Genomic DNA, 25,649 nt, shown 5'->3' with positions numbered 1-25,649 from the left:
GAAATCAAAGTGCCAGATATCAAAGTGCCCGATATCAAAGTGTCCGCACGCCGATCCCGCTGTCGCTGGCCGCCGCAAGCGGTCCGTCGGGCCGGCGGGTCCGTGCCCGGTGCTGGGTCTCGTGCGGATTCTCGTGCGGTTCCTCGCCCGGCTCCCGTTTGTTGACGGCGTGCAGCACCGAGGTGTGGTCGCGGTGGAAGATGCGACCGAGCGCCGGCAGCGAAAGATCCGGGCGCTCCTGATAGACGGCGCTCATGCATCGGTGCCGCGGCTCGACCAGCCGCCGCTCGCGGCCGACGCCGATGATCTCCTCCCAGCGGATGCCGGGATAGCCCGCCAGCACGTCCTCGACGATCTCGCGCACCGGCCGGCGGCTGAAGAGATCACCATCAGCGGCAAGCGTGGCAGTGCAGATCAGCCGCGCCTGCGACAGGATGCGCGCCTGCGCATCGGCGAGCGCCAGCTCCAGCTCCGCGATCCGGCGCGTCTGCGCCCGCACCTGAGCCGCCACGATGCCGGCGAGATCATCGAGCGTCGCCGGCGGCGCCTCTTGCCCGGCGCGCGCCTCTTCGCCAGCGCAGGTCTCCTCACCAGCGCGCCTCTCTTCACCAGATCGAGTGCGTGTTTGCCGCTGCGCGCCGATCGGGTCTCCGGCCGCCTGCGGCTCGGGTGTGCCGGCGCGCCTTAGGCCCTTCTGTCCGCAACCGCTGCCGTCGCCGCTCGGGCCGGAAGCCGCCCCCACCTTTGCCGAGCGGCCCGCTTTCGAACGGCCCCCTGTTGCGCGGGTCCCTGTTGTCTTCCTCGTGAAATCAGTCGCTTCAGGCTGCATGGAAACCCTCCTCACAGATGCATGGTGTGAACTTGGCGGCACTGGTGTTGCTGTCGGGGCGAAGGCCGGATTCCTCCTGCTTTTCCGCCGCATGGGCCTTGCGGAAACGTTCGAGCAGCGCCCGGACCCGGCTGCGGCTCGCCGCCGATCGGCGATTGTCGGCCCCAACCGTTGTCAGCACGGCCACCATCTCTCGCTTGCGGGCAAGCTCGGCCCTGAGGTTCAGCGCTTCTGCCTTCGCCAGCGCTGCCAGCACCGGCGGCTTGGGGATCGCGCCGAGAAGCACGTTCGGGTTGGCGGCATAGTCGCCGCGGATGAGTTTCATCGTCGCCGTCGAAAGCCCGAAGCCCGGCACGCCGGAAAGCGCGTACAGATAGACCGCAAGGATTTTTTTCGGCTCGATCGCCTGCGGCATCGTCATGCCCGCCGTCTGCATCGCATCGAGGCTGCGCAGCACTGCTGTCTCGCCGACGCCGGTCAGCCGCTCAGTGAGCGCGGTAATCTCCCGGCTCAAGGTCGAAAGCCGGGCCTGCGCCGGCAACGTCATTATCTCTGAAAAGGTCATTGTCCTGGTTTCCATTGAGTTCCTGTTCAATCGCTTGCCTGCATTCCCGCTGGTGGCGGGCAAAGGCGGTCTCTCGCGGCGGTGCCGGGTGGCGATGCGCCCGATGCGGCCGGGTCGCACGGCTTGGCCTGCCGGCATTGCGCATCCAGTTGCGCCAGGTGGCGGCCCAGTCGAGCTTGGTGGCGTTGCGCCCAGACTTGGCGGCCCAGTAGTCGCGAAACTTGTCGAACTCGGCTGCCGCCTCGGCCCGGGAAAAGCCGAGCCCGGCGGCAAAGCCCCAGTCCGGCTCGTAACGCTCGGGGAGCCGGTTCGCCCGGCGCCCGCCCTGCCGGGGACGCGCTTCGCAGCCACCATCGGGCAGCAAGCTGTCGCCGTTCCGAACCAGCCCCAGGGGCGGGTCGGGAGTCGGGTCGGGAGAGTTAGTTTCTTTAGGGGGTGCGGGGGAGCTTTCTTTATCAGAGAGGGCAGCCGCCGCTGTCACCGTGACATCGCGTGACGTCACGCGTGCCCGGTAACGCCGCTGCCGTTCCCGGTCGCTTGCCCGCCGCCGCTCGGCTTCCGACACGTGCTCTGCCTCCGCGGCCCGCACGGCAGAAAGGATCATCTCCGGCGACGCGCCCGATTGAACCAGGGCTTCGACGATGGCGGTGATGCGCATCGCTAAGCCTCCCGCGTCCGCCGGCAGGCATGGCCGCTTGCCTTTGCTGAACGGCAGGCGAAGGCCATGCCGCACGATTGGCGAGCCGCAGACAACTGTGCAGCGACAGCCGTGCTCCGCCCCCACCGCGCGCCCTGCGCCGGCGCCTTTCCTGTCAGATCGTCGTCAGCCATGCTTCTTTCCCAACTCGCTTCTTTCAACCTGTTTTTCCAACCTGTTTTTCCAACCTGTTTTTCCAACCTGGTCTTTCCGTGCGTTCCCGTTTGGCCGCACCATCTGGCGCGGCCATTCCTTCGCGCCTGTCGCGCGCCCGTTTCCGATTGTCCCTCGCCGGCAAACCGCTCGCCCTTCTGCGGGCGGACCGGTCAGCCTTCCCAGTCCCGGCGCCACGCACCCGCAGGTGCAAGGACGATTCTCTGCAGCGCCGCGCGTCCTGTCAGACGCGCAAAGGTCGCCGTAACGTTTTGGTTTGCTGCATGTTTTTCCCCTCAATCGCCTGCGATCAAAGGAAACATGCAGCAGCCTGAGGCAGGCAACGCTCGATCAGAACGCCTGCCGCCGGCCCCAGCCCCAGCCCCGCGCACAACGCCGGCCGCAGACCGCCACCGGCCGCGCCAAGGCATGCGCCGGCGCGGTTGCCGGCGTAAGTTTGAAGGCGAGAGATCGCCGGGGAGGCAACAACGACCCCTCGCCTGGATCGCCGCAGAGATGCGGCGATCGATCCCTTGAGCCGCCTGACCGATGCAACTGGAACCGGAACAGGGTCCGCTTCCAAGCCAACACGCCGGTCACGCTGGCGTCGCGCAACGAAAGACCGTGGTGGCTTTGCACCGCCAATTTCCGTTGACATCCTATTCATAGTAGGATTTCTTATTGCCATCAAGAGGAAAAATCCTATTGGACGTCAGAAACGGAATCTGGGATGCCAGTGCCATGGACGAATTGCGCCACCTCATCCGGGAAGCTGTCGACGCGAAGAAGACGACCTACAAGGATCTGTCGATCGCGATCGGGAAGAACCACGCCTATATCCAGCAGTTCCTCGAGCGAGAGACGCCGCGGGAGCTGCGCGAGCGCGACGCCCGCACGATCCTCGACCTCATTCAGGGCACCGTTGCCGCCGGTGAAGCAACACCAAGGCGCGCGCCCGGCTTCGCGCCGCAGATCGTGCCCGGCGAGCAGCTCGTCGGCCATCGCGACCTGCCGATCTTCGCCGCCGCGCAAGGCGGCGACGGCCACGTGATCGTCACTTTCGATGCGGTCGAATACGTCAAGCGCCCCTCGGTGCTCGAAGGCGTCAAAGGCGCCTATGGCATCTATCTGACGGGCAGCTCGATGATCCCGGCCTATGAGCCGGGCGACATGGCGCTCGTCCACCCGCATCTGCCGCCGGCGCGCGACAAGGACGTGGTGCTCTATCACGTGCCCCCGGCCAACGACGCCGAAGCGATCATCAAGCGCCTGATCTCCTTCAACGATCGCGAATGGACGCTGCGGCAGTACAACCCCTTCCTGGAGTTCACCGAGAGCCGGGTCGAGTGGTCCTTCTGCCACCGGGTCGTCGGCAAATACAGCGCGCGCTAGGATCGAGCCGCGCCCACAGGAAGTCGCAGCAAGACGCTGGTTTTGTTAGCTTATTTATTGATCCCGGCAGATCACCGCTCGCGCCGAGAAGAAATGGCGGCGCGCACCCCCGCACGACCCGGGGCGGGCTTGCCATAGATGCGCCAATCGGCGATGCCATGATGCGGAAGCTGATCTGCGAGGCTGCCCCATAAAACGCCGAACGCAGGATGACCGACGACCGCTCCCATCGATCAGTGATTGCGGCTGGACTGCGCCAAAACCAGTCATTGCGACGGCAATGATGCCTGATAAGGTGCAGTCATGCGCAACGACCATGGCATTCCTCCGCAGTATCATGTCGCCCGGACATCTGGCTGGTCCGTGAACCACCGCATCAATTCGGCGCTCCCCGGCTACCTCATGATTGCTTCGACCAAGGCCACGAATGATCTGAGCGATCTGTCTGCCGAAACACTAGGTTCGATGGGGACGGTGTTCGCAAAGGTTCAGCGCGCGCTGAACGCGCTCGGTGCCCGGCGCGTCTACATCGGCCGCTACGGGCACTCCCCAGGTTATCCGATCCATTTTCACGCGATCCCGATCTATGCGTGGGTTGAGGACCTTTTCTGGAAGGATGATCGCTACCGGGTACTCGGACAGTTCGCAGACGGACCAGGAGAGACGCCGACTGACGGCGCTGAGCTGACATTGTTCGTCTGGCGGGAATTCTGCGAACGCGTTGATCCGCCGCCGATCAAGGGGCCGTCAGTGTCGGAAACGATAACAATCCTGCGTCAGGCCATCCAGTTTTCGTGACACTGGACGCCCGCCTCCGACGCTTTGGCGGGGATGCGGCACTTCCGGCCATCCACCTTGCTGATGTGCCGCCCCGGCGCGGCGCCACCCGCCTTGCAAAGATAGGCAAGGGCCTCCCAAGCCGCATCTAGAGCGCGTCGCGATCTTTCAGATTCGCTCTTCGCGCTTTAAGTCTTTGATTTATCGCATATCGTTATCGCAAAACCGCTGCGCACTTTTGCGCGACATGCTCTAGCCGTTTGGTGAGCCACAGGTCCGCCCTTCGATCGGCAACGACGAATGGTCTCGGGAAAGCAGCCGCCCGAATCTCGGGCCATTGACATCACCGGCCCCACGTACCCGCACCCACTCTCAAATTCTGGCATTCTCAGGCCGCGATCGCCTCCTCGACCTCCGTCGGCAGATCGCCGGAAATGAACAGCACCGTTGCATCCTCAAACTCGCCGGTCGCCTGGTCTCCTGACCGACTGAAGGCGATGACGCCCGCCTTGTTTGCCGCCAGCTTTTCAGCCAGCCGCCGGGCGTGTTCGGCTCCGGTTGCCGGCACCGGGTCATCGGCGATGAACGCGCCGCGGCTGCCCAGCGTGAAGCTCTGAACGACGAAGTAGGTGATCATTCCATGCTCCCTTTCCGCCACCTGAAATGGCAGCGCCAAGGTGGCGCAATCCACGGAACAAAACAAGAACAAATAACAGCTCATCGACAGTTTGCGCGAGAAGTTTCCTGCCGGCAGCGTTTTTCCTATTGACGCCGTGATAGGATTTTTCCTATAGTTGCATTCAAAGCAGAACCGGAGGGGCCAACAGGAAACCCGAAAGGGAACACCACGTACGGCCTCGAACAGACCGAGGTGAACGATGCCCGATGTGATCCGAGAAAGCGCCGCGGCGGCGATGAGCGCCGCCCCCTTCCTTCAGCGGCGCGAGATCATCCTCGCCTTGATGACGCTGGGCGCCGGCCACTTTTGCGACGAAACCGACACCGTCGGCACCACCTACAAAACCGCAGCCGACTGGCTCAAGGCGCACGACGGCGAGCATGCCGAACGCCTGATCCGTTTCGACCTCGACGCGCTTCATGGCGAGGATGTCACCGAAACCGTGGCGGACGCCTGGCTGAACGCTTACGACGAGAGCCCTGAGGCAGAGCACAAGCTGCCGGCCTTCGTGCGCACCTCCAACGCCTGGGAGCGCTGGTGCGCCGACTTCGACGCCCAGCGCGCGTCCTATAGCCAGGCAGCCCACGGCACCCTCAACCACCGCCAGCAGTTCGGCACGTGCCTGCGATGACCGTCACGCTCGACAAATCCGCCCTTTTTGCTGCCATGGAAGCCTTCTGGGAAGCCGAAGGCGGCAACGATCGCGGCGTGGAGGCGGCGATATCGGCCTATCTGCACCGCCAGGAGCTCGCTGCCTTCAACGACATGGCCACCCGTAAGCGCGCAGCGCTTGCGGCCGCGACCGCCAGGCCCGCGAGGTCCGATGGCCCCGTCCAACCGGATCCGCCCTCCGCCGATCACCCAATTTTGGCAATCTCGATTAATTTACGAAAGTGCTAATAAAATAGTCAGACGCCCCTAGAGGAGGAGACAGCCGATGCCGCGCCTTGCCCAGCTCTACTTCAAGACCGCAATCATCTTTCTGATCATTGGCCTCGTCATCGGCCTTCACATGGCAATCAGCCAGGACCACGCAGCAACGCCGGCACACGCCCACACCAACCTTCTCGGCTGGGTGACAATGGCGATCTTCGGCATCTACTATGCGCTTAACCCGGCCAAGGCCGAGGGCCGGCTCGCACTCGTGCAATATTACGTCTACACCTCAGGCGTCGCCGTGCTGGTGCCGTCACTCTATCTGATGGTCACCGGCAACCCGGCGATCGAGCCGATTGTCGCCGCCGCCTCGATCGTCGCCTTCCTCGGCGTGCTTCTGTTCGCCGTCGTCATCTTCAGGAGCGCCGAAACCGTCGGGCAGCCGCGCACCGCTCCGTTGCGGTAGACATCAAAGCCGGATCAGCTCAGCGCTACTTCGACGTCGACTTCAGCACGCGATGCGTCGCATCGTCGAGCGCGTGCCCGGTCTCGGTGCTGTCCTGCCGAAAGCCGCGCGCCGTGTTGCCGCAGGCGGAAAGCACAAGCAGCGCCAGGAACAGAACCGAAAGCATCGCCTTTGACATCGTCATCTCCGTCGGTTTCCCTCCGATCGGAAATGCGGCACGGCGCGCCAAAGTCAATTGGAAGCAGCGGAAGCGGAAGGAAAACGCCACCCGGCACCCCCATCCGCTTGGCTTCCATTCGCCCAAATTATTTTGGCAACCGTACCAGAATCGCCGAATCCGGCCTTCCCCAGCCCGCCAGATGCACGTTAGCTTCCGTACCGCGCAGTACGTTCTTTCTGGACTGCGCTTCCCCGCACCCCGAGCCATTTTGGGTGCCTGCTTTGCCCCGCCCTCGTGCGGGGCTCTTTCTTATAGGGCCTGCGGCTCAGCGCTCATTCAACCCTAAACACCGCATCACCGGCAAAGACGATGACGTACTGGCCATCGTCGCCCTCCCGCGCAAAGCCTTGAAGCGTCGAGAGATAGGGCGCCTGCCGCCAGATTTCGGGGACATCAGGATCAACGAGAACCGTGATCTGCGGCCCCTGGCGATAGATCATCATGCGCGCGCGCGCAGGCTCCCATGCATCGTCCAGTGCCGCGTCCGTGCGCCAGAGACACAAGAAGTCGCGGCAAAGCTGCGGCCGGGCATCGTAGATCCGGCACCCCTGTCCTTGCGTGCAATGCTGGCACCAGGCATTGGCCGGTTTGGCCAACGCGTCGATATCGGGAAGCCGGCAACAGAGCGTGCACGTGCCGCAGCTGCGCTCGGCAAGCGGCGTGGGGGCGATGTGGGACGAGGCAGTCATGCGCGCAGCCATACCATCTTCGCAGCGCAGAGGAAAACGCGCGCAGCGGGCGCCTGAATGGCCGCCCGCCGATTTACGCAAAGCGCGCCTGCAAAGGCCAGGTCGCGGTCTTGGACGCGCTTACATGACCTCGCCACCCACGCCGGACCAGGGGGCAGCGCCGCAGCAATCGGGCGACTATCAGCCGATGCGCGGGCAACCGTTCCGGTTGGCGAGATAGAGCCGGGTGTATTCTCCGCGCCGGCCAATGCCTTCGACGATGACGCGGTTGCGGGTCATGGCTGCAATCGCCGGATCACGCATGCCGTAGCGATAGGCGCGCCGGATGGCCTGCCGCGGGCTGCAACCACGCCGCTCCTGATAGTAGTCATCGTCGTCGTATCGACGTTCTCTGCGATAGTCGCCTTCGTAGCCCTGGCCCGGTCCGATATAGAGATCCAGCGATTGCGCCGTCGAAACCGATGGCAGCGCCGTCAGCGCGCTTGCCGCTATCATGGTCGCGACCAAAACCTTGCTCATCGTTTGTAGCATGTCAGCCTCCTGCACTGGCTAGCTTCACATCAGTTCCTAAAGCTAGCGCAGCGAACATGAATGCAAGAGTAACAAACGACCCCCCAAAAAGTTGCAGCGTTAGTAGCAAAGACCACCAAAAGCGACTTACGTGTTTGAAATAAAAAAGGTGTTGGACGTCAGCGCCTCGGGCGGGGGTTTTGAAATCCACCGGCCTTCTTCCGCGCCGAGAGGGGGATCGTGTCCGTTACGAACGAATATCGATGTTCCTTAAACTAGTGTTTTCGGGTGGACGCGAATATTCTTGGATTGTGAAATACGTCTGGACATTGAACGCAATCGCTAGGGGGGGGCGGCGGCGTCATGACGGTCGAAGACAGCAATAGCGAAGATAAAGTTCCTTACATCTTAGTTCATTCTGATCGAGAAATCCGCCGCCTGAACCACCAATAGCATGGGTGCCAAACTCAATGCGTCTTTCCGCGCCGCTGGACTCGCTGCTCCTACCATGCATGCGGAGGCGATCATTGGCGGGCATGTCGGCGGACGCGACTGGGCCCATCAGATCAGCGAGATTGTGGTGACGATGCTGCCCGAAATCCTCGACCGGGGCATCGCTTCAGCCATCGACCCTGAAGCCTTGGAAGCCGGCATGATGCGCGATATTGAAGCGGGCGCGGTTATTGAGCCGATCAGAGGTTGGTGCATGGTCACAAACCTCAGGCGTTTGACAGCGCGGCGGCAGTGCACGAACGCCCATCTGAATTGGGTGAAAACCTAGATGCCGAACTGGCTGCAATAGCTTGCAGAAGAGGCGCAGCAATGGGGCCAAAAGCAAGCCTTGCCGTGTCGACTATGATTGCTACGGTCGGTCTGGTGGTTTTTGCTACCTAACGCCAAAAGTTGCGCCTTGGGCAACAGAAGCGGCGGAGGCCCTTGTGTTCACGCTCTGTCGCGATGGAAGTGAAAGGTCTTGCGGTCGTTTTCGCCCTGTCGGAATCCCTTGTCCGCCAGCGCTTTCTTCAGTTCATCGACCTTCGCCTGGCCAATGATGTGCGGATGAAGCTCGACGAGGATATCCTTGACCGACCCGAAGTCCGCAATGCGCAGAAGTTCGTCCTCAGTCCCCTCGACGTCCATGATGAGAACATCCGGCTGGTAGCGCTCAAGAACCTCGGAAAAGACGTCGCTTTCGATCTCCACCTTCGCGCCCGGAAGCTTGCGGTCATAGGCGCTGGACGAGATGATGTTCTCGCTGCGGAAGAAGGAGATCGGCCGGCCGTCGACCGTCATCGCTTTCAGCCGCAGGGTCGGCTCGATGCCGTTCAGCCGGAAATTCTCGCGGATCAGCGGCTCCAGCGTGGCATTGGCCTCATAGGTCAGCACGTTGGACGCCCCGCATCTTTTGGAGGCGAGAAGCGCGATGAAGCCGACGCCGGTGCCGATTTCCAGCACTTTCGATCCCGGCTTCAGGAGCCGCAGCAGGATGTTGCGTTCCGCATCCTCGTAGACCTCGCGAAACATCATATCGCGCACGGCCTTGGGAATACGCGCCTGATCGGACACCAGCCTGACGCCGTCGATCGTCACCGTGCGTGCATTGGTGAGGTGACGGAATGTCTTTCGAATCGAACGAAAAAGGCGCTTCATGCTCTGCCCCAAAGATCTATCCCCGCCCATTAGTACGATTCTGCAGCCGACGTAAGAGGCTGTGCACAATCTTGGCGAGAAGTGCCGCTCACAGCGTTAACCATCGGTCAACCATCGCAAGGCAGCCTTGACGTGGCTGCCTCACCGACGCCTTAAATTCAGCTCTTCCTACATTATGCAAGAGAAATGTTTGTAGGAATGGCAATGACTGACATTACCTATCCATTCAAGAATGGATCCGACGCCGCAATGATTGCGCAGCGAAACCTGCTTGACCGCTTCGCCAGCTGGTACGAGTCGGCGAAGGTCGAGCGTCGCGAGCGCACCAGGAGCCGCGAGGTCAACCTGCGCTGCATCAGCCCGAAAGGCCAGACGTCGCTCTATCCGGATGATCTCCCGCTGATCTTCCTCACGCACAACGACGCCAAGCTCATGCCTGGCTTTCTCGCCCATTACCGATCGCTGGGCGTCACGCGCTTCATCTGCGTCGATGACGCCTCGAGCGATGGGACGCGCGAATATCTGCTTGAACACGCCGATGTTGACCTGTGGGCCTCGCAGCAGCGCTACAAGGAGGCCAGGCGCGGCCGGCTCTGGAGGGAGGCGCTGTTCGCGCTCTATGGAAGCGACCGCTGGTACGTCAACGTCGATTCCGATGAATTCCTGATCTACGACGATTGCGAGAGCCGAACGCTCTGGTCGCTGATCCACGCGCTCGAGGAGCGCGAGATCTCGCGCCTGCCGGCCCCGATGCTGGACATGTACCCGGTTGATCTTGGTACCGCCGACATCAACCAGTTGAAGACGCATGCGCCCTGGGAGGTCGCCGACCACTTCGACAGCCGCGGCTACGCTATGACAACGACGAAGCGCGCCATCTCCGTCAAGGGCGGCGCCCGCCTGCGCGAGTTCGACTCGGACCTGGAAATGATCAAATATCCGCTGATCCGCTGGGATGAGAACTGTCTCTTCGGCCCGAGCATCCACCAGCCGCTCCCCTATCAACGCAACTTTTCGTCGATCGTAGGCGCACTCCTGCATTTCAAGTTCTTCGCCGACTACCAGAAAGTCATCAACGACGCCGTTGCCGATGGGCAATATTTCGATGGTTCGGCCGCCTATGCAAAGATGACCGAGACGCTTGCCAGCACCGGCGCGCTGCAGCTTTTTTCCGAATCGTCGGTGAAGTTCGACGGCTCCAGGCAATTGCTGCGCCTTGGCTTCATCACCCCTGTGCCCAGGGACGGGTCCGCACGCCACTAACGCCTTCTGCCTCAAGTGAAATCACTTGAGGCAGAAAAATGCTCTCGAATCAAAGTGCTATAGCGTCTTTCGTGCGCTCATCCCGAGCGCACGGGAGAAGCGCAGGGGGAGGAGCGCACGGGCGCTCGTCAGATTGCGGGGTCCTTCTTCTCACCGCGAACCGCGACCTTTCGCGCCGGCGAGCCGACATAGATCCCAAGCGGATCGGTGCGTCCCCTGACCACGCTCCCAGCGCCGATCACGCATCCGCGCGAAATATGCGCGCCATCCAGCACGATCGCACCTGCACCGATCCAGACATCATCCTCGATGACGACGCCAAGGCGCGTTTCCGGCTGCATCTTGATCGGCACATCGGGATTGTCGAAACCGTGGTTGGCCGGGATGACGACGACGTGGGCGGCGATGCGCACCCAATCACCGATCGTCAGGCCGCCGGATCCGTAGAGGATCGAATAGGGGTTGAGGCTGAAATGGTCTCCGATCGTCACGGAGCCGTCGATCGCCTGAATGATCGCCCCCTGCTTGATCTCCGCACGCTTGCCAATGGCAATCCGCCCTTTGCCGGGGTCGATGATCGCGCCCAGGATCCGGCACCGCTGTCCAATGGTCACTCGGTTGCGATAGCGCAGCCGAAGCCAAATCGCTGTCAGTTCGCTCAGCGTCATGCCGCTTTCACCTTCCAGTCGCCGGTTCTCGGAGTCTACTTTCTGCGAACCACTTCTTGAAGACCCGCTTGCCGGCGGCAACCGACAGGAAAGGTGTCGGCCTGTTCCAAGGGGCGTGGCCAGAACATCCCTGTCGCCGCCGAAGAAGTCTCGCTGCCCTGACTTGCGACGGGTGCGCGGATCAATTTCAACCGAACGGCGAAGAGAACCCGTTGATTATTCGACCGACCGCTCCATTTACTGCATGAAGGCACTTAACCTGAGGAGAAACCTGCATGAATCGAAACACCGTCATCGGTATCGTGGTTGTGGTCGTGCTCATTGTTCTTGCGGTCATGTTCCTCCAACCGGGAGCCAACCAGCAAGCAACCGAGACCGCGCCGTCAACGACAACGACACAGCCCGCGACGACTGAGCAGCCAGCAACGACGCCCCAGCAGCCGGCAACGACTGACCAGTCGACGACACAACCGTCGACCACCCAGCCGTCCACGACACAGCCGTCTACCAGCCAGTAACGGCCGCAAACACGACCACCTTGCCCGGTCGACGGTAGGCGGGCTGGTCGTCCCGACCAAGGGACGGCGCTGCCACGTCGCAGCGTCGTTTGTGCCCGTTGGCGGATAGTAGAGACGAGGATCGAGCTGCTCCTCAACCGTTTCAGACGGCGCATCCATCTCTGCAGAGTGAAGAGGCCCGCTTGGGGCGGGCCTCAGTTGCGGCGGAGAGCCGGATATCCGACGGGCATCGCCCAAAGGGATATCACAGCCTGTTCTGATGCCTTCGCGCTCTCCTCCACGCCGATGTCACGGCGCATCCGGTCGGAAAGATGGCTAAGCGTGTTGACCGTCCGGCGCCCCCTCCAGGCAGCGAGAAGGAAGGCGCCGGCCGTGCGCCAGAAGCCGAAGGTTCGATAAAGGTCGTCCATGAGCGCCGGCAGACCGCCAGCGGACGTAAGCTGTAATTCGCGCATGTTTAATCCCCGCCGATCAGAACGGACGGGTCCTCTAGATTATGGATGCGCGCGGACACGGAAACACGTTCCGAAAACCGGTCACATCAAGTCAAAATGGAAGTTAAGAAAAGGCGGAACTCAGGGTGCGCTTATGCGCCAAAGTAACCCGTAAAATTATGGCACACTCGTCGTGACGAAGGTACCACTCCACCAGAGGCGCGCATCTGCACAAGATTATGAATCATCGTATGCCTCCTCTAGTTTGAGCTCCGATTTTTCGAAAATTACACGAGTTTACTGTCGCGGCAAGAGGACAATCGCAGACTGCAGTATTGAAGCTGCCCCCTGTTGCATCAAGGCAACAGCTGGCGGTTGCGCGCAAACGGATCGGCCGATCGCGCCCTCCTGCGCAAATTTCACGAACTTCACGGCGCTGCGGCACGGACCAATCTCAGCGGCTGTACCCTACCCTATCGGATTAATTGCAGTTTCCCGCATAGCGATCATACTGCACGTTGTAGGCGAAACTAAATTAGTTACCCGGAGTACGCGTCATGAGGTCGAGTATCGTTGCCGCAAGCAGCAGAGTTGCAGGGATCACTGAGACGAGGGTGCCGGTCTGGATAAGCTTTCTCGTAGCGCTCCTGGCCATCACGACCTGGCTGCTGACGCCACCGGCAAATGCCAGGGCCGAGAGCCAGAATGTTCCGATGTGGGAAGGGGTCACCAAGACCAAGAAGCAACTGCAGGGCGACCGCGTTTTCGTCGAAAAAGTTCGCAAATCGACCCACGGAAACCTGGAGCTGGGGGCCAAGCGCGCAATGCAGTTGGGCTGGAAATTTGTCGCGATAAAGGACCCGGGCATGGCGATACACAGGTTCAACCAGGCCTGGTTGCTCGATCCTGACTATCCCGACATCTATTGGGGCTTCGCCGTGGCGATGGACGAAAAGGGTGCGCCCTTATCAACCGTCGAACGCTTCTTCGCCAAGGCAGAGAGCATGAAGCCGGATGACCCCGACATGCTTGCCGACCACGGCCGCATCCTGCAGCACCGCGGAGAGATCGACAGGGCTATGGCGTATTTCCAGAGAGCGCTGGATCTGGATAAGAGCTTTCGCCCGGCGCATTTCGGCATGATGCTGGCTATGATCGCGAAGGGAAAGCATGATGTCGCCGAACAACACGGGCGGGTAGCCCTGTCGAGCGAGGCGTTTCCGCTTTCGCGGGACGTATCGAGCTACGGCAAACTCGACGATGGGCTTTACCTCATCACCCTCCTGAGAAGAATCGAAGGGTGATCGCAAGCGCGCCGCTCATGCCGAAGGGATTGCCGCTGGCACGCACACGCGTGGGCGTTGCAGCCTTCGCCGGCCGCGCTGCGAGCAGTCCTTCATTGTTAAGCCACCGCGTATCGATGCACCGCCTGGCAAATCCACCACGTATTAAATTAGCATAATCTTGTATTTAATCAGACCACACATATACTTCTAGTAGAAAGCACGGCCAGACAGAGGGGGAGACAGCATCCATGAAGCGCATGATCCTAGCCGTTTCAATTGTTTTCGCCTGCGCGATTCCGGCAGATGCCGACCATCGGGGGAAACGACATTTTACAATGTACTGGGCGGCCTACTCGACCTTCCTCCTGCAAGAAACCGCCTGCCCCGAGCTCGTGCAGAAGGTCGGCGCCCGCTATTTCACCGAGTGGAAAGCGGAGTTGCTGAAGGACGCCGAACATGACGGCTATTCGCGCAACCAGGTGGTCAGCATGGGCACGATGGGCTTCGACGAGATGCGCCCGAAGCTCGGCGACGAAGCGAACCGGACGAAGTTCTGCGCGGACGCTGCAACCTCACAACCGTAGGGATGATGGCGATGGGCGAAGCTGGTCTGGAACTGTCCTGGTTTCAGCTTGCCTGCACGCTTGTCTTTAATGCCGGTCTCTTAGTCGGATTTGCCACAATGCTACGGGTGCAGATCCACTTTGGCGTATGGACAGATGTCAACCAGCCATCCGCATTGCAGGTGGACGGCGGGACACATGGGCGTTTTGGCATGGGCAGGAATTCAGAAGAGAGCGTTGGATAATAAGAGCATGCATGTTGTTGTGCACCGCTGCCTTCGTTGGACTGAACCTGGCTACCCGCAGCTCGCTCCACATTGGTCCGCCGCAATCGAAGATAGGCAGCCATGACCGCGCTCCGCCGTGCTTCTGCAATTGTTCTTCTGGCCGGCTCAGCGGTCACCGCATTTGTGCTGTACCGCGTGGGAACACCGTCGACAGCGTACGAATGGTTTACCGTGCTCGACGCGATCGTTGTTTTAACGAGTTTCGCGACATTTTTCATCACGCTTGCCTGGTCGATAATTATGGTAGGAGGAGGACCCGGCGTAGGCTGGAGTGAAAGATACCGCCAGAACCATCGGCTGCTGCTCCACGGGGAAGAGTTCAAAACAGAACGAACGATCTTCATGGTCTCGCTTGTGGTGTACTTCGCAGCCCTATGCGTGGGTGCCATAGCCAGCACGCCGAGCACGGCCCCAATCCCGTCCAGCCTCCCGCCGGCCGGGCACGAGCGGCAAGCAGTGCCATGACCCCGCTTCGTCTTGTCGTAGCGGGACTAACCTGCCTCGCAACCGCCGCCTGGGCATCCCATCGCCTGGGCGCACCGTCGACTGCCCACGCATGGTTCTCCGGGTTCTGCGTCGTCATTTTCCTCACCAGCTTCGCAACCGGGTTCGTCACGATGGCCTGGTCGATCATCCGGGCAATCGTTGCCGCAGGTGGCGATGAAGGATGGGAGGAAAGATTCCGCCAAGCGCTCTTGCACGGCGAAGCGCACAAAACACAGCGGACGATTGTGCGGATGTCGCTTCTTGTCTGTTACGCCAGTCTCTGCGCAAGCGTCATCGCGGGTCAGCCGAGCAGAGCGCCAATCCCATCCTACTTCAACGTTGAAGCGTTGCCGCGATGAGGGCGCACGGACGTCAGACGCCGATGGACCAAAATTGTCGCGGACTTCAGATAGCTCTGCGACCAGACGTTTCCACATCTCGACTAGCCGGTCCCGCAGGCGGCCTGATGCTCTGCGCAGGGGCGCGCTACAACTTTGCCCCGCGCCAAGTGCGAGCGCGCGATACCGAAGACGCACGCCAATCGGTTCGCCGACGACACCGACAGGTCTCGAATTACGAAATTTGATTTCTAATCAACGCTTTAGGAGAAGTTTTGGTGGGTGATCACGGGCTCGAACCGTGGACCCGCTGATTAAGAGTCAGCTGCTCTACCAACTGAGCTAATCACCCATCCGCGACCGCTGCGGTCAAGTCCCGCTGCTGTCGTGAGGGGGCGTATAAAGGCGTTCAGCTGGGTTGTCCAGCGCCTTTGTGAAAAATTTTTGAAAAACGCACGAGGCTGGCATCTGCCCCTGTGGAGAACGTCCCTTGCGTCTTCTCTCTGTAGCAGATGGAAGATTCAGAGCGATAAGCAACGCCCTCGGGATTGGCAATTCGTGACCGAATGCATTGGAAAGACGGACGGTTTCGATCGTGAAAGGCCGCCTGTGATTTACCGAGCGCGCGATACGATTTCCTCTTGAGTGCGGAAGAGCTGTACGCTAAAGCGAGCGCACGGATGGGTGATTAGCTCAGTTGGTAGAGCAGCTGACTCTTAATCAGCGGGTCCACGGTTCGAGCCCGTGATCACCCACCAAAACTTTTCCTAAAACGCTGATTAAGCTGAACTTCTCCAAGCATGACGCGTGCGTCAGACATAGAGTTCGCCGGCTGCGATCTTCACGGCACTGCCGCCGATGCGGGCATTGCTGATCTCGCCGCCTGCGATATCGAGATGCAGGTGGATAAAGGACGGCCTTCCCATCTCCACGCCCTGCTCGACGAGCACCGGATGATGGCCGTCGACGAACTGGTCGAAGAAATGGATGGCGCCGGAAAGAGCCGCTACGGCCGAGCCGGTCGCCGGATCTTCGAGATGACCCGCGCCCGGGCCGAACTTGCGGGCGTGAAAACGTGCCGTGTGGTTCACGCCGCCGCGGCAATAGACATAGGCTGATGCCAGCCGCCCCTCGGCAATCGGCGTCAGCTGCTCCCAGCGCAACGGATCGAACTCGATCGCGGCGGCCGCCGCGACGTCGTGGACCGGCACCAGGACGAAGGGCGCGCCGGCACTCCAGAACGACGGCACGTGGTTCTCAAAGCCGATCTGCGAGAGCTTGAGGCTCAGTGCATCGGCAATCGCCTGCCGGTCGAAGCGAGCGTCGAGCCTTTGCGATTTGCGCGGCAGATCGAATTCGGCAAAGCTCGCCTGCCCCGGCTTCAGCCTGACGGCGCAGCGCACCGGCCCCACCCGTTCCTCCAGCACCTGCACGAGGTCGATTCCCTCCTCGACCGCGCCATGCTGGACCTCGGCGATCGCGATCGCCGCACCAACTGTCGGATGACCGGCAAAAGGCAGTTCCTGGCTGGGGGTGAAAATCCTGAGCTTTGCCGTATGGGCAGCGCCGCCGGGCCTGCGGATGAACACCGTCTCCGACAGGTTGAACTCCTGCGCGATCGCCTGCATCGCCTCGTCCTCGAGCCAATCGGCGCCAAAGACCACAGCCAGAGGATTGCCTTCGAGTTGCCTGTCGGTAAAGACGTCGTAGATCGCGTAACTCAGCGCCATTCATGTCCCCTTGCGAATATGCGCCAAACTTTGCAATGCCGGGGCGCGGGCGGCAAGGGCAAAAGCGCCGACACGCGGTTACGCACAGTCACGATTTCTCGCGACCTGCTCACCGGCGGTCAGCGCCCACGGGGTGGCGCGTGCGGATCATCCAAACCGCAACCGACTGCCCCGTGCGACGGCTTTTGCCGTAGCGAACGCGCCAAATCTTCGGCAAAAACAACGACATACAGCACTTTTTTGAAGATCAGCGCAGCCGGCGCTCGCCAAACAGCCATGTGAGGATCGGCGGTATGAACGGCGGATAGTTGTACGCTGCGGGGTCCGGCCCGAAGACCGCGATCGCCTCATCGATCTCCGGCTCGGGATCGGCCGCGATATGCGCCGCCACGCGCGCCACCAGTGCCTCAGCCGTTTCCGGGCAATGGTAGATGCGAATAACCGTCACCGCCCGCGCCATGTGCAAGAGATGATAGCCGGGCTCGGCGACGCCAAGCGCAAGATCGATCCCGGTTTCTTCCAGCGCCTCGCGGCGGATATTGCCCGCGATGTCGCAGCGCCCTTCGATCACGTCGTCAGGCTCGAGCGAGCCTGAGGGGCTGTAGACGCGCCCCGGATTGGCGGTGTGCGCCCCCATGCGCACGAGTATCAGCGCGCCGTCGGACGAAAGGATCGCCGGCATGGCGAAGAGGTGGAAGGCGCCCTCCTCCCTGGTCTTGCGCCACCAGAGAAAGGTCGAATAGGGCACCACATGCCCCTCGCCGCGGATCTGGCCGTCCTCGATCCGAAGCGCCCGCTGCAGCACCATGCGGCCATCGAAGAGATGCGGATTGGCGGCGATCTCCTTTTCCCAGTTCTCCTGCGCCCGTCCCGCCTCTTCCAGATGAAACGGATGCGCCGCACCATTGACGCGGATATCGACATCCGAAATCGGAATGATCTCGCCCTCGGCCGGCCACTCCCCCGTGTTGCTTTGAAGAGCGCTCATCATCATACGTCCAGGGTAATCGCCACGGGGCAATGGTCCGACGCCTTCGGCCGATCCCAGCCGGTGCGCGGGTAGCGCTCCACCTCCAGTTCCGGCGGAAAGATCGTGCGGAACGGTTGCCCGCCGCGGATGACCTCCGGCACCTGGGTTGCGTTGCGCTCGGCAAGGGCGGGCGACAGCCAGATATAGTCGAGCTGGCAGAGATGCCGCTCCTGCGGCCCGCGGCTGTGAAACAGCGTCCAGCGGTCAAGCACGGGCCGGCGCAGCATCGGGTTTTCGGCAAAGCCGTCATGGCTGAAGACGTCGAGCGAGCTCGACGCTTCCTCGTGCGGCACGAACTGGTAGCCGTTGCGCCGGTCTCCGAGGATGTTCACCTTCTCCTGGTAGTCGTTCATGTCGCCGCAGATCGCAAACATCTTGTCGGCGGTCTTTCCGCGGCCGAAGCGGCTTTCGATGATGTGGCGCACGGCGCTCGCTTCTGCCACGCGCAGCGGCATCGTCGCCTGCCGTCCGTCGAGCCCTTCGCGCGCCGGGCCCATGGACTTGAAGTGAACGACATAGAGCGTCAGCGGCCGCCCGCCGATCCTCAAATCCAGCTCCAGGCAGTCGCGCTTGAAGATCCGGTCGGCCGGCCGGTTGGTGAGCGCGATCTGGTCGTTGAAGAGGTCGAGGTCCTCATAGGTCAGCCCCGCATGGCTCTTGACCTCCAGGCACTCGATCGGCTGGCCGTCGCGCGTCTCCTCGCGCATCAGCACGGCGACATCGATCCCGCGCGAATCATTGCCCTCGATCAAGTATTTCTGGCGGTAGCCGTTGCCGACCATGCGGAAGAGATAGTTGTATTCGAAGGCCTGCAATGAGGCCATGTTGTCGGCTTCCTGAAGGCACAGGATATCCGCGTCGCAATCGGCAATGGCAAGCGCCGACATCTGCCTGGTATCATCCGTATGCGCGATGGTGCGCGCTTCCTCCAGCCGCTGATACTCGGCTTCCGTCTTCACGTCGAAGAGCCGGAGCACCCGATCCTGCTTCAGCTGGTTGCGAAAGCCGGAGAAGTCGAAGCGGCTCAGAAGGTTTTCGATATTGAAGGTGGCAAGACGAAGCGACATTTATCAATTCCGTGGCATGAAATGCCGGGAGCTTAGAGCAATTTCAGGAAAAGTGTGAAACGGTTTTCCGTCCGAAATTGCGGCCCTTAAAAAGCAATTCCAGGAAAAGTGCGAAGCGGTTTTCCGTCCGGAATTGCGGCCATTGAAAAAGCAATTCCAGGAAAAGTGCGAAGCGGTTTTCCGTCCGGAATTGCGTCCCTTAAAAAAGCAATTCCAGGAAAAGTGCGAAGCGGTTTTCCGTCCGGAATTGCGGCCATTGAAAAAGCAATTCCAGGAAAAGTGTGAAGCGGTTTTCCGTATGGAATTGCGCCGTTACAAAGAGTTAGGTCGTTTCGGCGAAATCACCTGGACATTGAGCCGCAGATGCCGAGCCTGATTTCCTTGAGTGTGCGGGGGGTGTGCAGCCAGGCGTCGCAAGCGTGCCACCGCGCGGCTCGTCAAGGCTTGGCCTTCCATCGCTCAGAGCGTGATCTATGTCATTCAAACCATGAACCAATGTGCTCATATGGCGTTATGACATTGCCCTTGCGCTCATGGAGGATGGTTTGAACACCGAAATAGAACTCAAGCTTGAGCTCTCCCCCGACGATCTTGACCGCTTCGAAGCGTCCGGCCTCCTTGGCGAACCGGCAAGCGTCGAACAGCAGCGATCCGTCTATTTCGACACGCGCGGCCGTGACCTCTTTCAATCGGGTTTCACCCTGCGCATCCGCACGGTTGGCGCGGCGCGCACCCAAACGATAAAGGCGACCGGCCCGAGCGCGTCGGTATACGCGCGGCCCGAATGGGAGCAGCCGCTTGTCGCCGACGAACCGGTCGTCGGCCACACCACCCCGCTTGCCGCCGAGTTCGACCTCAGACCGGGCGACCTGGAACCGCAGTTCACCGTCGAGGTCGAGCGGACCACCTGGGACATGGACCAGGACGGCACAAGGATCGAGGCCGTGCTCGACCGCGGCGCGATCACATCAGGCAGCCGCCGGACGGCGATCGGCGAAATCGAGCTCGAGCTGAAGGGCGGCGACCCGCAGGCGCTCTTCACGCTGGCACGCCGGATCGAAGCCGTCGTCCCCATCCGCTTCGGCGTCATGTCCAAGGCCGAGCGCGGCTTTCGCCTGATCGATGCGCAGCAGACCGTCTTCAAGGCCGAGCCGGTCGAGCTTGATCGCGAGATGCGGGTGACGACGAGCTTCCGGACGATCGCGCTTGCCTGCCTGCGCCACTTCCGTCTGAACGAGGACGTGCTGCGCATGCGCCAGAACCCGGAGGCGCTGCATCAGGCGCGCGTTGCCCTTCGCCGCCTGCGCTCGGCCGTCTCGCTCTACAGGGACATCCTGCAGGACGACGAAAGCCAGCGCATCAAGGGCGAGCTGAAATGGCTGGCCGGCGAGTTCGGCAAGGCCCGCGATGTCGATGTTCTTCTGACGCGTGAGCCGGAACCGGAACTGTTCGAGCGCCTGCAGACGGCGCGCGCCGCCCGCTATGTCGACGTCTTTTCGGCTCTCGACGGCGCTCGCGGTCGCGCCCTCCTGCTCGATCTTCACGAGTGGCTGCATTGCGGCGCGTATCAATCGACGCCACCGGCCGAGCTGCGCGATCGCTCGGCGGTCGACTTCGCCGAAGCGGTGCTCGACCGCGAGCGCAGGAAGCTCAAGAAACATGGCCGCGCACTCGCCAAGGTCAGCGATGAGGAGCGGCACGAGGCTCGCAAGGATGCCAAGAAGCTGCGCTATGCGGCCGAGTTCTTCGCCGCGCTGTTCGACGACAAACGCGGCGTACGGCGCCACAAGCGCTTCATCAGCGCCATGACCGCGCTGCAGGACCAGCTCGGCACCCTCAACGACCTCGTCTCCGGACCTCTCGTGCTCGGCGAAATGGGTCTGGAAGATCACCCGGACGCTGAAACGCTGACCGTGCACGCCGACAAGGGCAAACTGATCGACCGCGCACAAGGCGCCCTGGACGACGTGATCGACGTCAAACGCTTCTGGCGTTGACAGGCAAGACCGCCATTCAGTGAGCAATTCCAGGAAAAGTGTGAAACGGTTTTCCGTCCGGAATTGCGTAATTTCAATGATCTAAGGCGCGCGAAAAGGAAACCGCGACGTGCCGGCCTGCGCCGAAGCTTTCGACAAGCGAACAGCTGGCCCGGTCGGTGCGACGGAGCCACTTGCCCGACAGTCACTGCGCCACCGTGATCTTCGGCGGCTGCCAGGACCCGTCGAGAATGCCCTCCTTGCCCCAATAGGCGCGGATATAGAGCGAGAAGATGCCGTGGGGAGCCGGCAGCCAGTTGCTGTCCTTGTCGCCGCCGGGTCGCTCGGCGCTCACATAGATCGTCAGCGAGCCGTCGGCGTTGCGCTTCAGCTTCCTGTTCTTGGTGCCGATCGAATAGCGCTCGATCTCATTGGCGTGAAACAGGTGCTTGTCGTTGTAGAGGGTCAGCGACCAGAAGCCGTTGACGGGCGGATCCTCGCCGGCTGCGAAGGTCACTTCGTAGAGCTTGACGCCGGTCAGCTGGTCGCCTGCACCGTCGAAGTCGGTGTAGAAATACTGCGTCTCGTTGGGGCGGTTGTCGAACATGTTCGACTTGGCCGTTCCGGTCCGGTTGAAGTAGTCGATCCCCCATTGCGCATTGTTGACTGAGCGGTTCCAGCCATTGCCGGCGGGAAGCCCGTTGCGTTGCCAATCGAAGAAGGGCGCGATCACCTTTTCCTCCGTCTCGATCGCGGTATCGACCAGCATCTGCTCCAGCTCCGGATCCCTGGCCGCCGCATCGATGAGCAGGCGGAACTGCGCATAAAGCGCCTCCTCGCCCGGCAACGGATCGGCCGCAGCCACTGCATCGGCGAACTGTTTGAAGAATGTCTCCGGCACCACCCACTTCGTTTCGCCTCCGCCGGCATCGTCGTCCGATGGCGGCACGCGAATGTCCGCAAGCTTGGCCCATTCAATCGTCTTCATCTCGCCGGTGAAGTCCCTGAGCGGATAGAAGACCACCTGGTTGATCAATGGCTGCAGCTCGCGATTGTCCTCCCCCGTATCGTCCTGGAAGATGCGGGGGATGGCGTTGGCGAGCGACGTCGGTGAGCGGATGACCTCGCTGATACCGGCGGGCTTCAGGCCGTCCCAATCAGGCCCGACGAGCAGGTAGAAACCGGGCTTGGTGTCATAGGGCTTGCCAAGTTGGCCGAACTGGTCGGTGCGCGCATCGTAAAGCGCATAGATCCAGAACCGGTCGCCGAAGTCGGGCACCTGCGCCACCACCGGCTCATCGTCCAGCTCAAAGAAACCAAGGCCATAGATGACGTCCTGGTTGGGGCATGTGACGAAGGTTTGCGAAGGCTCGATATAGTCGTGCAGCATGCCCACCTGGCCGCGTGGCGCCACGGGCAGAATGCCGCCGAGCAGCCCCGGGCTCGGCGCCTGGGTGATCCTGGCCTTGCGGTTCAGCATGTTGACGATCGGCCAGCCCCAGACATAGGCCATTTGCGCAATCGTGCGGGCATAGCCCGGATGCATGTGGACTCCGGTGACCGGCAGGGTCGGTGCGCCCGGCCCCAGGGCCTGCTGCGCGAGCGCCGGATCGGCCGAGGCAGCGAGCGAGGCGGCCGTTACGGCCGCGGGCAACGCCGCACCGGCACCGATCGCCGCAAGCGATGCCGCGCCGATCCCGCCCTTCATCATGTCGCGCCGGCTCATCTCCAGGGGCCCTGGTCTTTTCCAAGGGCCCGGCCTTTTCCATGGGCCCGGTCGTTTTCGAGGGCCCAGTCACTATCAAGGGCCCAGTCGTTATCAAGGGATTGTCGGACTGCTTTGTCATTCTCGCTCCCTGAAGTCGTATGTGCGCGCCGCCAGGGCGCGATGTCGCCAATCTGCCTTGGATCACTCCGTCAACCGGTCTTCCCTTGTCCATCAAGGAAACATGACGCTCGTGGTCCGGTAAAGTGCGTAACTGTTAAAAGCGTGGTCGAAGGTCCACGGCTGCGGTCCCCGCGCTTCGCGAAGTGTGTCGAATGAATGGTGCAGCAACCGGCCTGACGCAGGAGCAGACGGGCAGCCCGCCGCCATCCACCGCGCAGGCGCCGCACAGGGCGATGCCGCAGCCGAACTTGATTGTGAGGCATGCCATCATCGGCCGCAGCCGTCCCCCGTACATGCGAAGGTGCGAAAATACCAACAAGGGGGACGATCGGCCAAATTACATTCCCGTGAGGCCACGCCGGACGCGAACTTCAATCATCCCTCGCCAGCCACCGGCCGGCGTGTCGGACGATCGAACACTGAGCCTGAAAACGCTATCGGGATGCGCCGCGGCTGGTTCTCCAGGCCGGCACATCCCGATGATATCAAAAGCTTTTCTTAAGGGTCTCAGACGAGATTGGTCTCGACGTCGATGTTGCCGCGCGTCGCCTTGGAGTAAGGGCAGATGTCGTGGGCGGCGTGGATCAGCTCATGGGCGACGTCGCGGTCGAGGCCCGGCAGGCTGACATTGAGGCGTGCGCTGAGGAAGTAGGAACCTTCGTCGACGCTCAGATTGATATCGGTCTCGACCTCGGGGCCGGCCGGGAGCTTCACCTTGCGCTGCAGCGCGGCGAGTTCGATCGCGCCGATGTAACAGGCCGACCAGGCGGCACCGAAAAGATTTTCGGCGGCCGGATGCGGCTGCGAGAGCTTCAGCTCAAGCGTTCCGTCATTGCTGCGGGTGCCGCCGTTGCGGCCGCCGGTGTTGTGGGTCTTGCCTGTGAAAACGAGCTTCGCGGTCATGTCATTTCCTCTCTGTTTGATTTTTTAATCGGATCCGATTTAAGCGGATGCGATGTTTATAGATGATCGAAATACCCCTGTCAACAACATTGCGATTTAATCGGATCCGATCTATACTAAACCCAGCGAGACAAAAGGAAAAAAGGATATCCTATGCCCACGTCCAAGACAGTGAATGGTCCGCAGGCCGCGCCGGCAAAGGGCGACAAGAAGCTCTCGAACTTCCTCTGCTTTGCGATCTACTCCGCAAACCTCGCCTTCGGCCGCGCCTATAAGCCGCTGCTCGACAAGCTCGGCCTCACCTATACCCAATACGTGACCCTGGTGGCGCTGTCGGAGGAAGACGACCAGACGGTCGGCCTGCTCGGCGAAAAGCTGTTCCTGGAATCGAACACGCTGACGCCGATCCTGAAGAAGCTGGAAGCCGACGGTTACCTGCAACGCCGGCGCGACCCGGCCGATGAACGCCAGGTGCGCCTCACGCTGACAACGGCGGGCCGCGCGCTGGTCGATACGGAACCGGGCTCGGCCCTGCTCGACGCCACGGGATTGGGAGACGATTTTCCGGTCGTGCAGCAGTCGGTCGCAAACTTGCGCGACAACCTGCTGCGCGCAACACAGGCCGGATCGCCCAAGTCCACGAAGGACTGACGGCGGTCTTCCCAGCGCGGAATCCTGGCAATGGCCGCAGGAATACGGGGCGGCTGGTTGCCGCCCCGTTCTGTTTTACCCGGGATTTCCCGGCACACGACAGCAGTCCGACTGCGCTTCGTCGGTTGCGGCAGGGCCCGGCTATTCCTCGAATCCTCATTCCTGTGCCTGTCACAGGAATCCAGCCCAGCCCAAGTCCTTGGGCTGAAAAGACTTTTTGACGCCGCAGACGCGGCGCTGCTGGATCCCTGTGACGAGCACCGGGATGAGGGAAAACACGACGCGCTTTAGCCGCCCAGGCGCTTGCCCGGCTCCATCATCTCGGCCGCCTTGGCATAGCCGCCGTCCATGCCGTCGAGAAAATGCAAGTGCGCGTCCGGGCTGGCCGATGGCACAAGGCAGGTCATCAGCGCATGCGACTGCCGGTGCAGGCCGAAGTTGACTTCGCCGAGCATCTTCGCCTGAGCGAGGACCGCTTCGACCCGATCGATCTGCTCGACGGCGCAATCCACCGTCAGGCGCAGGCCGTCGTCGTATTTGCGGAAATCCGAGTTGGCGGCGACGCCCGCCCAGCGCTCGGGCTCGATGTGCACGCGCGCATCCTTCGGCACGCCCATTTCATTGGGCAGCGGATGCGACTGGCGCGGCCCCGCGTCGAAAACGGCAATCACCTCCCGCGTAAGGGCGGCGAAGCGTTCCGGGCTCACCGCGTCCGTGGGCTCGACCAGCAGCGACAGGATCTGCCCCTGACGGCTCGCAAAAGGCCGCCATTCGCACGCAAGCCCCGTGAGATCAGGTGCCGCCTCGTCCGTTCCGGGTGCGACCAGGTAGCGCCCGTTCTTGATCTGCCGCTCCGCCCATTTGAGCCCGCCGCCGGCAAACATCGCATAGGTGGCGTCCTTGGAGGCGGCATAGCGGGCGATTTTCACATCCTGTCCACTAGGACGAATCGACATTCATCGCAGCCAGATCATTGCGGCGAGGAGATAGACGAAGCCTTCGAAGTGGATTGTTCTGCGGTCGTATCGGGTGGCGAAGCGTCGGAAGTGCTTCATTCG

General features: G+C 61.7%; 30 protein-coding genes, 2 tRNA genes and 2 pseudogenes. 16 read left to right on the top strand and 18 right to left on the bottom strand.

The annotated features are described in order from the left end of the window. Positions 1-34 precede the first annotated feature (34 nt). Genes BBX50_RS19670 through BBX50_RS30540 form a run of 3 tightly spaced genes read right to left on the bottom strand, consistent with a single transcriptional unit; the run spans position 35 to position 2,052 of the window. The gene (locus BBX50_RS19670) at positions 35-829 is read right to left on the bottom strand and encodes a helix-turn-helix domain-containing protein (RefSeq protein ID WP_065777011.1); all 795 of its coding nucleotides are present in this window, start codon (positions 827-829) and stop codon (positions 35-37) included. Then, a complete protein-coding gene (locus BBX50_RS19665) occupies positions 819-1,343 on the bottom strand; it encodes a hypothetical protein (RefSeq protein WP_065792100.1) in 525 nt (174 codons plus the stop codon). The genes BBX50_RS19670 and BBX50_RS19665 overlap by 11 nt, the downstream gene beginning before the upstream one ends. Next, on the bottom strand, positions 1,315-2,052 hold the full coding sequence (locus BBX50_RS30540) for a hypothetical protein (protein WP_065777009.1): 738 nt from the start codon (positions 2,050-2,052) through the stop codon (positions 1,315-1,317). The genes BBX50_RS19665 and BBX50_RS30540 overlap by 29 nt, the downstream gene beginning before the upstream one ends. 933 nt (positions 2,053-2,985) lie before the next feature. Between BBX50_RS30540 and BBX50_RS19655 the strand changes: the two genes are divergently transcribed. Together BBX50_RS19655 and BBX50_RS19650 are read left to right on the top strand one after the other, a co-directional pair. Next, a complete protein-coding gene (locus BBX50_RS19655; protein ID WP_065777008.1) occupies positions 2,986-3,636 on the top strand; it encodes a S24 family peptidase in 651 nt (216 codons plus the stop codon). A gap of 303 nt (positions 3,637-3,939) precedes the next feature. Next, positions 3,940-4,434, top strand: coding sequence for an HIT family protein (locus BBX50_RS19650; protein ID WP_065777007.1), 495 nt, complete (start codon positions 3,940-3,942; stop codon positions 4,432-4,434). A 367-nt stretch (positions 4,435-4,801) separates the two neighbouring features. Here BBX50_RS19650 and BBX50_RS19645 read toward each other — a convergent pair whose 3' ends face one another. Next, a complete protein-coding gene (locus tag BBX50_RS19645; protein WP_065777006.1) occupies positions 4,802-5,050 on the bottom strand; it encodes a hypothetical protein in 249 nt (82 codons plus the stop codon). 241 nt (positions 5,051-5,291) lie between these two features. Here BBX50_RS19645 and BBX50_RS19640 point away from each other — a divergent pair, with 241 nt between their 5' ends. Genes BBX50_RS19640 through BBX50_RS19630 form a run of 3 tightly spaced genes read left to right on the top strand, consistent with a single transcriptional unit; the run spans position 5,292 to position 6,434 of the window. Continuing rightward, positions 5,292-5,723 carry a hypothetical protein gene (locus tag BBX50_RS19640; RefSeq protein WP_065777005.1) on the top strand — a complete coding sequence of 144 codons (432 nt, stop codon included), beginning with the start codon at positions 5,292-5,294 and terminating at the stop codon, positions 5,721-5,723. Then, on the top strand, positions 5,720-5,992 hold the full coding sequence (locus BBX50_RS19635; RefSeq protein ID WP_065777004.1) for a hypothetical protein: 273 nt from the start codon (positions 5,720-5,722) through the stop codon (positions 5,990-5,992). The genes BBX50_RS19640 and BBX50_RS19635 overlap by 4 nt, the downstream gene beginning before the upstream one ends. A gap of 37 nt (positions 5,993-6,029) precedes the next feature. Next, positions 6,030-6,434, top strand: a complete 405-nt coding sequence (locus tag BBX50_RS19630) for a hypothetical protein (RefSeq protein WP_065777003.1) — start codon at positions 6,030-6,032, stop codon at positions 6,432-6,434. Between the two features lie 25 nt (positions 6,435-6,459). Here BBX50_RS19630 and BBX50_RS19625 read toward each other — a convergent pair whose 3' ends face one another. The 3 genes from BBX50_RS19625 to BBX50_RS19615 all read right to left on the bottom strand — a co-directional run bounded on the left by BBX50_RS19625 (position 6,460) and on the right by BBX50_RS19615 (position 7,874). After that, the gene (locus BBX50_RS19625) at positions 6,460-6,612 is read right to left on the bottom strand and encodes an entericidin (RefSeq protein WP_065777074.1); all 153 of its coding nucleotides are present in this window, start codon (positions 6,610-6,612) and stop codon (positions 6,460-6,462) included. Between the two features lie 314 nt (positions 6,613-6,926). Then, positions 6,927-7,343 carry a hypothetical protein gene (locus tag BBX50_RS19620; RefSeq protein ID WP_065777073.1) on the bottom strand — a complete coding sequence of 139 codons (417 nt, stop codon included), beginning with the start codon at positions 7,341-7,343 and terminating at the stop codon, positions 6,927-6,929. Positions 7,344-7,523: 180 nt separating this feature from the next. Then, positions 7,524-7,874 carry a hypothetical protein gene (locus BBX50_RS19615; protein WP_065777002.1) on the bottom strand — a complete coding sequence of 117 codons (351 nt, stop codon included), beginning with the start codon at positions 7,872-7,874 and terminating at the stop codon, positions 7,524-7,526. Positions 7,875-8,307: 433 nt separating this feature from the next. Between BBX50_RS19615 and BBX50_RS19610 the strand changes: the two genes are divergently transcribed. Then, the gene (locus BBX50_RS19610) at positions 8,308-8,634 is read left to right on the top strand and encodes a hypothetical protein (protein WP_065777001.1); all 327 of its coding nucleotides are present in this window, start codon (positions 8,308-8,310) and stop codon (positions 8,632-8,634) included. Between the two features lie 161 nt (positions 8,635-8,795). Here BBX50_RS19610 and BBX50_RS19605 read toward each other — a convergent pair whose 3' ends face one another. Then, entirely contained in the window at positions 8,796-9,503 is a 708-nt protein-coding gene (locus BBX50_RS19605) for an FkbM family methyltransferase (RefSeq protein WP_065777000.1), read from the bottom strand. 249 nt (positions 9,504-9,752) lie between these two features. Here BBX50_RS19605 and BBX50_RS19600 point away from each other — a divergent pair, with 249 nt between their 5' ends. Next, positions 9,753-10,766 (top strand): glycosyltransferase family 2 protein, encoded by a 1,014-nt coding sequence (locus tag BBX50_RS19600; RefSeq protein ID WP_065777072.1) that lies wholly within the window; start codon positions 9,753-9,755, stop codon positions 10,764-10,766. A 128-nt stretch (positions 10,767-10,894) separates the two neighbouring features. Here the strand turns inward: BBX50_RS19600 and BBX50_RS19595 are convergent, their stop codons facing one another. Next, a complete protein-coding gene (locus tag BBX50_RS19595; RefSeq protein ID WP_065776999.1) occupies positions 10,895-11,434 on the bottom strand; it encodes an acyltransferase in 540 nt (179 codons plus the stop codon). A gap of 275 nt (positions 11,435-11,709) precedes the next feature. Here BBX50_RS19595 and BBX50_RS19590 point away from each other — a divergent pair, with 275 nt between their 5' ends. Further along, positions 11,710-11,952, top strand: a complete 243-nt coding sequence (locus tag BBX50_RS19590; protein WP_065776998.1) for a hypothetical protein — start codon at positions 11,710-11,712, stop codon at positions 11,950-11,952. A 194-nt stretch (positions 11,953-12,146) separates the two neighbouring features. On the opposite strand, the gene BBX50_RS19585 is transcribed toward BBX50_RS19590, so the two are convergent. Beyond that, a complete protein-coding gene (locus BBX50_RS19585; protein WP_065776997.1) occupies positions 12,147-12,407 on the bottom strand; it encodes a DUF1127 domain-containing protein in 261 nt (86 codons plus the stop codon). A gap of 692 nt (positions 12,408-13,099) precedes the next feature. Between BBX50_RS19585 and BBX50_RS19580 the strand changes: the two genes are divergently transcribed. The 4 genes from BBX50_RS19580 to BBX50_RS19565 all read left to right on the top strand — a co-directional run bounded on the left by BBX50_RS19580 (position 13,100) and on the right by BBX50_RS19565 (position 14,987). Further along, entirely contained in the window at positions 13,100-13,690 is a 591-nt protein-coding gene (locus BBX50_RS19580) for a hypothetical protein (RefSeq protein ID WP_139108242.1), read from the top strand. 230 nt (positions 13,691-13,920) lie between these two features. Continuing rightward, positions 13,921-14,256, top strand: coding sequence for a hypothetical protein (locus tag BBX50_RS19575; protein ID WP_139108243.1), 336 nt, complete (start codon positions 13,921-13,923; stop codon positions 14,254-14,256). A gap of 11 nt (positions 14,257-14,267) precedes the next feature. Further along, a complete protein-coding gene (locus BBX50_RS19570; protein WP_139108244.1) occupies positions 14,268-14,480 on the top strand; it encodes a hypothetical protein in 213 nt (70 codons plus the stop codon). A gap of 102 nt (positions 14,481-14,582) precedes the next feature. Then, positions 14,583-14,987: a hypothetical protein gene (locus BBX50_RS19565; RefSeq protein ID WP_065776993.1), complete on the top strand. Its 405-nt coding sequence runs from the start codon at positions 14,583-14,585 to the stop codon at positions 14,985-14,987. Between the two features lie 635 nt (positions 14,988-15,622). On the opposite strand, the gene BBX50_RS19555 is transcribed toward BBX50_RS19565, so the two are convergent. Continuing rightward, a tRNA-Lys gene (locus BBX50_RS19555) sits at positions 15,623-15,698 on the bottom strand. Positions 15,699-16,028: 330 nt separating this feature from the next. Here BBX50_RS19555 and BBX50_RS19550 point away from each other — a divergent pair. Next, positions 16,029-16,104 (top strand) — tRNA-Lys (locus BBX50_RS19550). Between the two features lie 54 nt (positions 16,105-16,158). Here the strand turns inward: BBX50_RS19550 and BBX50_RS19545 are convergent. From BBX50_RS19545 to BBX50_RS19535, 3 genes are all read right to left on the bottom strand, one after another. Continuing rightward, positions 16,159-17,076, bottom strand: coding sequence for a PhzF family phenazine biosynthesis protein (locus tag BBX50_RS19545; protein WP_065776991.1), 918 nt, complete (start codon positions 17,074-17,076; stop codon positions 16,159-16,161). Positions 17,077-17,323: 247 nt separating this feature from the next. After that, a complete protein-coding gene (locus BBX50_RS19540; protein WP_083213742.1) occupies positions 17,324-18,064 on the bottom strand; it encodes an NUDIX hydrolase in 741 nt (246 codons plus the stop codon). A 2-nt stretch (positions 18,065-18,066) separates the two neighbouring features. Continuing rightward, positions 18,067-19,173: an endonuclease/exonuclease/phosphatase family protein gene (locus BBX50_RS19535; RefSeq protein ID WP_065776989.1), complete on the bottom strand. Its 1,107-nt coding sequence runs from the start codon at positions 19,171-19,173 to the stop codon at positions 18,067-18,069. Positions 19,174-19,315: 142 nt separating this feature from the next. Here BBX50_RS19535 and BBX50_RS29985 point away from each other — a divergent pair, with 142 nt between their 5' ends. Then, positions 19,316-19,549 carry a hypothetical protein gene (locus BBX50_RS29985; protein ID WP_139108843.1) on the top strand — a complete coding sequence of 78 codons (234 nt, stop codon included), beginning with the start codon at positions 19,316-19,318 and terminating at the stop codon, positions 19,547-19,549. 169 nt (positions 19,550-19,718) lie between these two features. Beyond that, positions 19,719-21,170 carry a CHAD domain-containing protein gene (locus tag BBX50_RS19530; RefSeq protein WP_065777071.1) on the top strand — a complete coding sequence of 484 codons (1,452 nt, stop codon included), beginning with the start codon at positions 19,719-19,721 and terminating at the stop codon, positions 21,168-21,170. Positions 21,171-21,354: 184 nt separating this feature from the next. Here BBX50_RS19530 and BBX50_RS19525 read toward each other — a convergent pair whose 3' ends face one another. Together BBX50_RS19525 and BBX50_RS19520 are read right to left on the bottom strand one after the other, a co-directional pair. Continuing rightward, positions 21,355-22,875 (bottom strand): DUF1254 domain-containing protein, encoded by a 1,521-nt coding sequence (locus tag BBX50_RS19525; protein WP_201723499.1) that lies wholly within the window; start codon positions 22,873-22,875, stop codon positions 21,355-21,357. A 669-nt stretch (positions 22,876-23,544) separates the two neighbouring features. Then, positions 23,545-23,940, bottom strand: a complete 396-nt coding sequence (locus tag BBX50_RS19520) for an Ohr family peroxiredoxin (protein WP_065776988.1) — start codon at positions 23,938-23,940, stop codon at positions 23,545-23,547. A 153-nt stretch (positions 23,941-24,093) separates the two neighbouring features. Here BBX50_RS19520 and BBX50_RS19515 point away from each other — a divergent pair, with 153 nt between their 5' ends. Further along, positions 24,094-24,591 (top strand): MarR family transcriptional regulator, encoded by a 498-nt coding sequence (locus BBX50_RS19515; RefSeq protein ID WP_065776987.1) that lies wholly within the window; start codon positions 24,094-24,096, stop codon positions 24,589-24,591. A 287-nt stretch (positions 24,592-24,878) separates the two neighbouring features. On the opposite strand, the pseudogene BBX50_RS19510 reads toward BBX50_RS19515, so the two are convergent. Then, a pseudogene (locus BBX50_RS19510) lies at positions 24,879-25,541 on the bottom strand (DUF3095 family protein); the annotation flags it as partial. A gap of 6 nt (positions 25,542-25,547) precedes the next feature. Next, positions 25,548-25,649 (bottom strand): annotated as a pseudogene (locus tag BBX50_RS30840) (IS5/IS1182 family transposase); the annotation flags it as partial.

It is taken from the genome of Ensifer sp. LC11, assembly GCF_001695835.1.
Lineage (GTDB): Bacteria > Pseudomonadota > Alphaproteobacteria > Rhizobiales > Rhizobiaceae > Ensifer.
Note: the sequence above shows the minus strand (reverse complement) of the source record. Positions and strands in the feature narration are given on the sequence as shown.

Bases quoted from the DNA above. Each gene is read 5' to 3' on its own strand.
- BBX50_RS19570 (WP_139108244.1), top strand. From the start codon at position 14,268: ATGGGCGAAGCTGGTCTGGAACTGTCCTGGTTTCAGCTTGCCTGCACG.
- BBX50_RS19625 (WP_065777074.1), bottom strand. From the start codon at position 6,612: ATGTCAAAGGCGATGCTTTCGGTTCTGTTCCTGGCGCTGCTTGTGCTT.
- BBX50_RS19655 (WP_065777008.1), top strand. From the start codon at position 2,986: ATGGACGAATTGCGCCACCTCATCCGGGAAGCTGTCGACGCGAAGAAG.
- BBX50_RS19650 (WP_065777007.1), top strand. From the start codon at position 3,940: ATGCGCAACGACCATGGCATTCCTCCGCAGTATCATGTCGCCCGGACA.
- BBX50_RS19670 (WP_065777011.1), bottom strand. From the start codon at position 829: ATGCAGCCTGAAGCGACTGATTTCACGAGGAAGACAACAGGGACCCGC.
- BBX50_RS19615 (WP_065777002.1), bottom strand. From the start codon at position 7,874: ATGCTACAAACGATGAGCAAGGTTTTGGTCGCGACCATGATAGCGGCA.
- BBX50_RS19520 (WP_065776988.1), bottom strand. From the start codon at position 23,940: ATGACCGCGAAGCTCGTTTTCACAGGCAAGACCCACAACACCGGCGGC.
- BBX50_RS19565 (WP_065776993.1), top strand. From the start codon at position 14,583: ATGACCGCGCTCCGCCGTGCTTCTGCAATTGTTCTTCTGGCCGGCTCA.
- BBX50_RS19585 (WP_065776997.1), bottom strand. From the start codon at position 12,407: ATGCGCGAATTACAGCTTACGTCCGCTGGCGGTCTGCCGGCGCTCATG.
- BBX50_RS19540 (WP_083213742.1), bottom strand. From the start codon at position 18,064: ATGAGCGCTCTTCAAAGCAACACGGGGGAGTGGCCGGCCGAGGGCGAG.
- BBX50_RS19595 (WP_065776999.1), bottom strand. From the start codon at position 11,434: ATGACGCTGAGCGAACTGACAGCGATTTGGCTTCGGCTGCGCTATCGC.
- BBX50_RS19575 (WP_139108243.1), top strand. From the start codon at position 13,921: ATGAAGCGCATGATCCTAGCCGTTTCAATTGTTTTCGCCTGCGCGATT.
- BBX50_RS19610 (WP_065777001.1), top strand. From the start codon at position 8,308: ATGGGTGCCAAACTCAATGCGTCTTTCCGCGCCGCTGGACTCGCTGCT.
- BBX50_RS19605 (WP_065777000.1), bottom strand. From the start codon at position 9,503: ATGAAGCGCCTTTTTCGTTCGATTCGAAAGACATTCCGTCACCTCACC.
- BBX50_RS19545 (WP_065776991.1), bottom strand. From the start codon at position 17,076: ATGGCGCTGAGTTACGCGATCTACGACGTCTTTACCGACAGGCAACTC.
- BBX50_RS19525 (WP_201723499.1), bottom strand. From the start codon at position 22,875: ATGAGCCGGCGCGACATGATGAAGGGCGGGATCGGCGCGGCATCGCTT.
- BBX50_RS19600 (WP_065777072.1), top strand. From the start codon at position 9,753: ATGATTGCGCAGCGAAACCTGCTTGACCGCTTCGCCAGCTGGTACGAG.
- BBX50_RS19515 (WP_065776987.1), top strand. From the start codon at position 24,094: ATGCCCACGTCCAAGACAGTGAATGGTCCGCAGGCCGCGCCGGCAAAG.
- BBX50_RS19630 (WP_065777003.1), top strand. From the start codon at position 6,030: ATGCCGCGCCTTGCCCAGCTCTACTTCAAGACCGCAATCATCTTTCTG.
- BBX50_RS19620 (WP_065777073.1), bottom strand. From the start codon at position 7,343: ATGACTGCCTCGTCCCACATCGCCCCCACGCCGCTTGCCGAGCGCAGC.
- BBX50_RS19580 (WP_139108242.1), top strand. From the start codon at position 13,100: ATGTGGGAAGGGGTCACCAAGACCAAGAAGCAACTGCAGGGCGACCGC.
- BBX50_RS19640 (WP_065777005.1), top strand. From the start codon at position 5,292: ATGCCCGATGTGATCCGAGAAAGCGCCGCGGCGGCGATGAGCGCCGCC.
- BBX50_RS30540 (WP_065777009.1), bottom strand. From the start codon at position 2,052: ATGCGCATCACCGCCATCGTCGAAGCCCTGGTTCAATCGGGCGCGTCG.
- BBX50_RS19645 (WP_065777006.1), bottom strand. From the start codon at position 5,050: ATGATCACCTACTTCGTCGTTCAGAGCTTCACGCTGGGCAGCCGCGGC.
- BBX50_RS19635 (WP_065777004.1), top strand. From the start codon at position 5,720: ATGACCGTCACGCTCGACAAATCCGCCCTTTTTGCTGCCATGGAAGCC.
- BBX50_RS19590 (WP_065776998.1), top strand. From the start codon at position 11,710: ATGAATCGAAACACCGTCATCGGTATCGTGGTTGTGGTCGTGCTCATT.
- BBX50_RS19535 (WP_065776989.1), bottom strand. From the start codon at position 19,173: ATGTCGCTTCGTCTTGCCACCTTCAATATCGAAAACCTTCTGAGCCGC.